Below are 513 nucleotides of genomic sequence, written 5' to 3' on the forward strand. Positions count from 1 at the left end.
GTATCATCGTGTCTGGCGCCTCGGCGGCTGCCGCAACGGGAGGGATAAAGGCACGCGCCATGGCATGCTGAAACTTTCGCCACCTTCTGAGCTGCCCCCGCATCGACTTAACCCGGTTCTCCGGTAGCAGCGTGATCCCCATTTCCCGCAGGACCGATAAAGCTGCTAACGCGCCGCTCACCTTGGCGCCAATCGCACCAACCGTCCTGGCCGCATCGCCAGCAACCCACAGGTCCTCAGACGCGCGTCCGTCCATGTCGGTGGCCGGAAACCATTGGCCGTGTTCGGCGTCAAACTCGAACTGAGCGCCAGCAAGCTCGGCAAGCTGCGTCTCCGGTCTCAGACCGTGGCCAATGGCCACTGCGTCGCACGCGACCGTCTCTACCGGATGCCCGCGCCGCCGAAACGTGATGTGTTCGACCTTTGTCGACCCCTGAATTTCGAGAAGGTCCGCACCGAATATTATTCGCACGCCAGCGCGTTGCAACTCCTGAAGCAGGCGCAGGCCTTCGA

Annotated in this window: 1 protein-coding gene and 1 pseudogene; one reads left to right on the plus strand and one right to left on the minus strand. The window is 62.6% G+C overall.

All coding sequences use genetic code 11. The features are described from left to right. Positions 1-256 (minus strand): annotated as a pseudogene (locus tag EN750_RS41360) (FAD/NAD(P)-binding oxidoreductase); the annotation flags it as partial. Positions 257-274: 18 nt separating this feature from the next. Between EN750_RS41360 and EN750_RS41365 the strand changes: the two are divergent. Next, on the plus strand, positions 275-513 hold a 239-nt coding region (locus EN750_RS41365), incomplete at its 3' end, for a hypothetical protein (protein WP_245482959.1).

Source organism: Mesorhizobium sp. M7A.F.Ca.ET.027.03.2.1 (assembly GCF_003999175.1).
In the GTDB taxonomy this organism is placed as follows: Bacteria; Pseudomonadota; Alphaproteobacteria; order Rhizobiales; family Rhizobiaceae; genus Mesorhizobium.